This window comes from Rhodococcus sp. BS-15, from assembly GCF_000813105.1.
Classification (GTDB): Bacteria; Actinomycetota; Actinomycetes; order Mycobacteriales; family Mycobacteriaceae; genus Rhodococcoides.
Map to the genome: position 1 here is coordinate 1 of NZ_BAOX01000333.1, position 5,011 is coordinate 5,011.

Genomic DNA, 5,011 nt, shown 5'->3' on the forward strand with positions numbered 1-5,011 from the left:
CCCGCCGATCTGGCAGGTCGATGCTCGAACTCGACGCTGTGGTCGACGCTGTGCGCGCGCTCGACGCGGCCCACGACCTCGTGCTGGTCGAAGGTGCTGGCGGAGTCGCGGTGCGTCTGGGCGCAGAAGGGTTCACCGTGCTCGACATCGCCGGGGCCGTGTCTGCGCCGATCGTGATAGTGGCCGGTGCGGAGCTGGGAACGCTCAACCACAGCGTCCTGACCATTGCGGCAGCGCGTGCGGCCGGCGTCGAATGCGCAGGTCTGGTGATCGGGTCGTGGCCCGCCGCACCGAGCCTGGCCGCGCGGGTCAACCGCGACGAGTTGCCACTCGTGACGCGGATCGGGCTGACCGCGTGCATCCCGGAAGGAGCGGGCCTGCTCGAATCACGTGACTTCGAAGCCCTGGCCGTCGGTGCCTTCGGTGAGTTTGTCGACTCTTCACTCGGGTACCCGGCATAGATCTACTGCCGGTCCGGCAGTAGAGAACATGGGAGTCCGCCAATGAGCACCACCGTATGGATCATCGTTGCAGTAGTCGTCGTACTCGTGGTCGTTGCCCTCGCCGTCGTCGTGGCGCGTAAGGGCAAGGAACGCAAGAGGCTGGAAGCGAACGAGATTCGCGAAAAGGCGGCCGACGAGGCCGCAATCGTCGAAGAGCGCGAACTGCTGGCCAGGGAGAGCGAGGCCAAGGCGCGCCGGGCCCAGGCCGAAGCAGATGTCAAAGCGGCCGAGGCCGACAAGCTTGCGCAGCAGGCTCAGTCGCACCAGGGTGTTGCGGCGCAGTCGCGCGACGAGCTGGACGCCGAATTCGCCCGGGCGAACGAACTCGATCCGGACGTCGATCATCGATCGGGTGCCAAGGCCGCACACACGGACAACAACGGCCGGCTCGACGATCACGAGCAGGCGCACCACAGCGGGGCAGACATCGACGAGACCTACCCGGGCCAGCACAACTCCGGGACACGAAACGCCGCTGCTCATGATGCCGCCGCGCACACGAGCACCGACCCGCGTAGCACCGGGGAAAAGGTTCGCGACACCGTCGACCCACGCAGGGACAACGGACACCACCGCACGAACTGACAACGAGAAGCTGCTGCCGGCGGCCCGGCTCCAGCAGAACTAGTCGGTCGAATTGTGCGGTAGCTCCAGTTCGACGACCTCGTGCTCGCCGAGGTCCGGTCGCTCGTTGGTGATCTTCGCTTTGGCGTAGGCCAACAGGTTCGACACCTTCGACCCGGGGGTGGACCAGTACTCGGCTCCCTCGGCGGCCACGTGGATCAAGGCGACCTCGCGCGAATCGGGGTTCTTCTCGAACCACGCGGCCGCCCGGGTGTTCCACAGTTCCTCGGCCTTGGTGGTGTTCTCGACCACCGCGGCCGTACCGGACAGCGACACCCAGCCCTCACCGGACTGGAACGAGACGTTGACCGTCGGGTTCGCGGCGATGTCGCGCACCTTGCGGGAGTCCTGGGCGGCGAAGAACCACAGGTCGCCGTCGAACTCGGCTTCCTGCAGCGCCATCGGGCGCGAGATGAGGTGGCCGTCTCGGCCGACTGTGGTGAACATGCAGAGCCCGGCTTCGGACATCAGTTCGGCGACCTTGGTGACGCCGTCCCCGGCACTGTCGGTGTTCGTTCTATCGGTGTTCGTCATCGAAACCAACTACCCGGTGTGTAGCTCGCTCAACCGTTGAGGTGACAAAACGGACACGGGTACCGGGAGGCTGCGCATGGGAAAGAACCTCGACAAGAACAATCAGCCGGACCTGCGCGTGAGCAACGACGAACGTGAGGCCGTCGTGACCACACTCGGCCTGGCGATGAGCGAGGGCCGCTTGACGTTGGTCGAGTACGAACAAAGGCTCGACGCGGTGTGGGCGTCGACGACTCGCGGTGACTTGGCCGAGGTCGTGCGCGACTTGCCGGCCCCCGATGAATCGACGGCAACGGATGTCGATCGTACGACGAGCGAGTGGCGTGAGTATCTGGACGAGTGGCGCTGGTGGTTCGGTGGTGCCATCGTCATGAACGGAATCTGGGCCGTTCAATGGATCTCCGACGGCGAGCCGACCTCCTACTGGCCTCTGTGGCCCCTCGGTATCTGGGGCGTCATCCTCGTCGCGATGGTGTTCATGCCCGAGGACAAGAAAACCGACGACGACTGAGGCCGGCGTCGACCGCATTATTACGCCCTGTAGTTGGTGATTTCGCCGAACCTGGGACACTGGAAGACGTGACTGTTTCCCCCGGCAACGACGCCCCCGTATCGGCCCAACTCTTCGCCCGCGCGAGCGCGGTCATTCCCGGCGGCGTCAATTCGCCGGTACGTGCATTCGCGTCGGTCGGCGGAACGCCCCGCTTCATCACGCAGGCCAGCGGATACACGATGACCGACGCCGACGGAAAGTCGTACGTCGACCTCATCTCGTCCTGGGGCCCGATGATCCACGGACACGCCCACCCGGCCATCGTCGAGGCCGTCCAGAAGGCAGCCTCGACCGGGCTGTCGTTCGGTGCACCCACGCTCCGCGAAATCGAACTCGCCGAGGAAATCGTGCGTCGCGTCGGCCCCGTCGACCAGGTTCGTCTTGTGAATTCGGGCACAGAGGCCACCATGAGCGCGGTGCGCCTGGCCCGCGGCTTCACCGGCCGCACCAAGATCGTCAAGTTCTCCGGCTGCTACCACGGCCACGTCGACGCCCTACTGGCCGACGCGGGCTCCGGGCTCGCCACGCTCGGACTGCCGACCTCTCCCGGCGTCACCGGCGCACAGGCGTCGGACACCATCGTCGTTCCCTACAACGACCTCGCCGCCGTCACCGCGGCCTTCGAGGCCAACCCGGGTCGGATCGCGTGCATCATCACCGAGGCAGCCGCAGGCAACATGGGAGCGATTCCACCGGTCACCGGCTTCAACGAGGGACTGCGCCGCCTCGCGACCGAGCACGGCGCACTGCTGATCATGGACGAGGTGATGACCGGATTCCGTGTCAGTGCCTCCGGTTGGTACGGCATCGACGGAATCGCAGGAGACCTCTACACCTTCGGCAAGGTCATGTCCGGCGGATTGCCGGCCGCCGCATTCGGCGGTCGAGCGGACGTGATGGCCTACCTCGCGCCCGCCGGACCGGTGTACCAGGCGGGGACGCTCAGCGGTAACCCCGTCGCCGTCGCTGCCGGACTGACGAGCCTGCAACTGGCCGACGCAGCCGTCTACGAGAAGCTGCAGACCAACTCACAGCGACTCGGAACACTGCTCGGCGAAGCCCTCACCGCCGAAGGCGTCACCCATCACGTGCAGTTCGCGGGCACTATGGTGAGTGTGTTCTTCGCCGATGGACCCGTCACCGACTACGCGCAGGCCAAGGCCGCGCAGACGTGGCGATACCCGGCGTTCTTCCACGCCTTCCTCTCTCGCGGCGTGTACCCGCCGCCGAGCGCATTCGAGGCCTGGTTCGTCTCCGCTGCCCTCGACGACCGAGCCTTCGAGATCATCGCCGACGCCGCCCCCGCCGCCGCGAAGGCTGCGGCAGCTGCTGCAGCACCACTGTGACGTCTACACAGAAGTGATCACCACCCGACTAGCGAGAAACAGGACCCCGACGTGACCGAGGCCCCCGCAACACATCCGCACTCGACGACGCGCACGATCGTGCACGTCCTCCGGCACGGCGAGGTGCACAACCCCAAGGGCATCCTCTACGGGCGGTTGCCGGGCTTCAAGCTGTCGGTGACCGGCCAGTCGCAGGCCAGGTCCGTCGCGGACGCGCTCGCCGGCCACGACATCACCCACGTCGTGGCATCGCCGTTGTTGCGTGCGCAGGAGACCGCCGCGCCGATCGCAGCGGCCCACGGCCTGACGATCGCCGAGGACGAGAACCTCATCGAAGCAGGCAACGAGTTCGAGGGACTGCGCGTGGCCGTCGGCGACGGTGCCCTGCGCCGACCCCGGCACTGGTGGAAGCTGCGCGACCCGTTCACCCCCTCCTGGGGCGAGCCGTACCTGCAGATCGCACACCGCATGCTCGCCGCCGTCAACGCGGCCCGCGTCGAAGCCGTCGGGCACGAGGCCGTCTGCGTCAGCCACCAGCTCCCGGTGTGGACACTGCGCCGATTCCTGCAGGGCGACCGGCTCTGGCACGACCCGCGCAATCGTCAATGCGGACTCGCGTCGCTGACCTCGCTCGTCTACGAGGGGGATCAGCTCGTGGACCTCGTCTACTCCGAGCCCGCAGGAGCATCCGATCCGAGGATCTCCGGTGCGTAGATTCTTCTTCGCCGTCTGTGCAGCGTCTACGATCGCTCTTGTCGCAGGCTGCTCGACCGGCACCGACGCAGTGGCGCAGGGTGGCACCTTTCAGTTCGTCTCACCCGGCGGCAAGACCGACATCTTCTACGAGCCCAGCGAGCGCGGCACCATCGGCGAACTGTCCGGGCCGGATCTGATGACCGAGGGCAAGACGACCTCGTTGTCGGACTACGACGGTGACGTCGTCGTACTCAACGTCTGGGGTCAGTGGTGCGGTCCGTGCCGCGGTGAGGCCGACGACCTGGAAGACGTCTACGAGGCCACCAAGTCCCTCGGCGTCGAGTTCCTCGGCATCAACGTGCGCGACGAGTCGCAGACCGCCGCACAGGACTTCGTCGTCAGCAACAACGTGAGCTACGCCTCGATCTACGACCCACCGATGCGCACCCTGAACGCGCTCGGCGGCGTCCCCACCTCCGTCATTCCGACGACCGTCGTGCTCGACAGGCAGCATCGCGTCGCGGCAGTGTTCTTGCGTGAGCTGCTCGCCGAGGACCTGCAGCCCGTCGTCGAACGCGTGGCAGCCGAGGAGCCAGTGCAGCAGTGACAGCGACTTTGGGAGACACGACCTACTTGGCCGGGATCGGCGCGAGTTTCCAGGAGGCCGCGGCCTCCGGGCCACTGATCCTGGCCCTCGGAGCCTGCGTGCTGGCCGGGCTCGTCTCCTTCGCGTCTCCGTGCGTGGTGCCCCTGGT

7 protein-coding genes and 1 pseudogene are annotated in these 5,011 nt (G+C 66.7%); 7 read left to right on the plus strand and 1 reads right to left on the minus strand.

The annotated features are described in order from the left end of the window. Both bioD and RHBS_RS24200 read left to right on the plus strand, forming a co-directional pair. On the plus strand, positions 1-461 hold a 461-nt coding region (gene bioD / locus RHBS_RS24195; RefSeq protein WP_145977586.1), incomplete at its 5' end, for an ATP-dependent dethiobiotin synthetase BioD. Between the two features lie 42 nt (positions 462-503). Further along, the gene (locus RHBS_RS24200) at positions 504-1,088 is read left to right on the plus strand and encodes a cell envelope integrity protein TolA (RefSeq protein WP_128646633.1); all 585 of its coding nucleotides are present in this window, start codon (positions 504-506) and stop codon (positions 1,086-1,088) included. A gap of 39 nt (positions 1,089-1,127) precedes the next feature. Here the strand turns inward: RHBS_RS24200 and RHBS_RS24205 are convergent, their stop codons facing one another. Continuing rightward, positions 1,128-1,661, minus strand: coding sequence for a pyridoxamine 5'-phosphate oxidase family protein (locus tag RHBS_RS24205; RefSeq protein WP_128646635.1), 534 nt, complete (start codon positions 1,659-1,661; stop codon positions 1,128-1,130). Positions 1,662-1,737: 76 nt separating this feature from the next. Between RHBS_RS24205 and RHBS_RS24210 the strand changes: the two genes are divergently transcribed. The 5 genes and pseudogenes from RHBS_RS24210 to RHBS_RS31105 all read left to right on the plus strand — a co-directional run. After that, positions 1,738-2,172 (plus strand): DUF1707 domain-containing protein, encoded by a 435-nt coding sequence (locus RHBS_RS24210; RefSeq protein WP_128646637.1) that lies wholly within the window; start codon positions 1,738-1,740, stop codon positions 2,170-2,172. A 68-nt stretch (positions 2,173-2,240) separates the two neighbouring features. Then, the gene (hemL, locus tag RHBS_RS24215) at positions 2,241-3,560 is read left to right on the plus strand and encodes a glutamate-1-semialdehyde 2,1-aminomutase (protein WP_128646639.1); all 1,320 of its coding nucleotides are present in this window, start codon (positions 2,241-2,243) and stop codon (positions 3,558-3,560) included. Between the two features lie 51 nt (positions 3,561-3,611). Further along, positions 3,612-4,274: a histidine phosphatase family protein gene (locus RHBS_RS24220; RefSeq protein WP_128646641.1), complete on the plus strand. Its 663-nt coding sequence runs from the start codon at positions 3,612-3,614 to the stop codon at positions 4,272-4,274. Then, the gene (locus RHBS_RS24225; protein WP_128646643.1) at positions 4,267-4,863 is read left to right on the plus strand and encodes a TlpA disulfide reductase family protein; all 597 of its coding nucleotides are present in this window, start codon (positions 4,267-4,269) and stop codon (positions 4,861-4,863) included. Before RHBS_RS24220 ends, RHBS_RS24225 begins: the two co-directional genes overlap by 8 nt. Beyond that, a pseudogene (locus RHBS_RS31105) lies at positions 4,860-5,011 on the plus strand (cytochrome c biogenesis protein CcdA); the annotation flags it as partial. The gene RHBS_RS24225 and the pseudogene RHBS_RS31105, both read left to right, overlap by 4 nt.

Coding starts and splice junctions, on each gene's coding strand:
- RHBS_RS24200 (WP_128646633.1), top strand. CDS start 504: ATGAGCACCACCGTATGGATCATCGTTGCAGTAGTCGTCGTACTCGTG.
- RHBS_RS24205 (WP_128646635.1), bottom strand. CDS start 1,661: ATGACGAACACCGATAGAACGAACACCGACAGTGCCGGGGACGGCGTC.
- RHBS_RS24210 (WP_128646637.1), top strand. CDS start 1,738: ATGGGAAAGAACCTCGACAAGAACAATCAGCCGGACCTGCGCGTGAGC.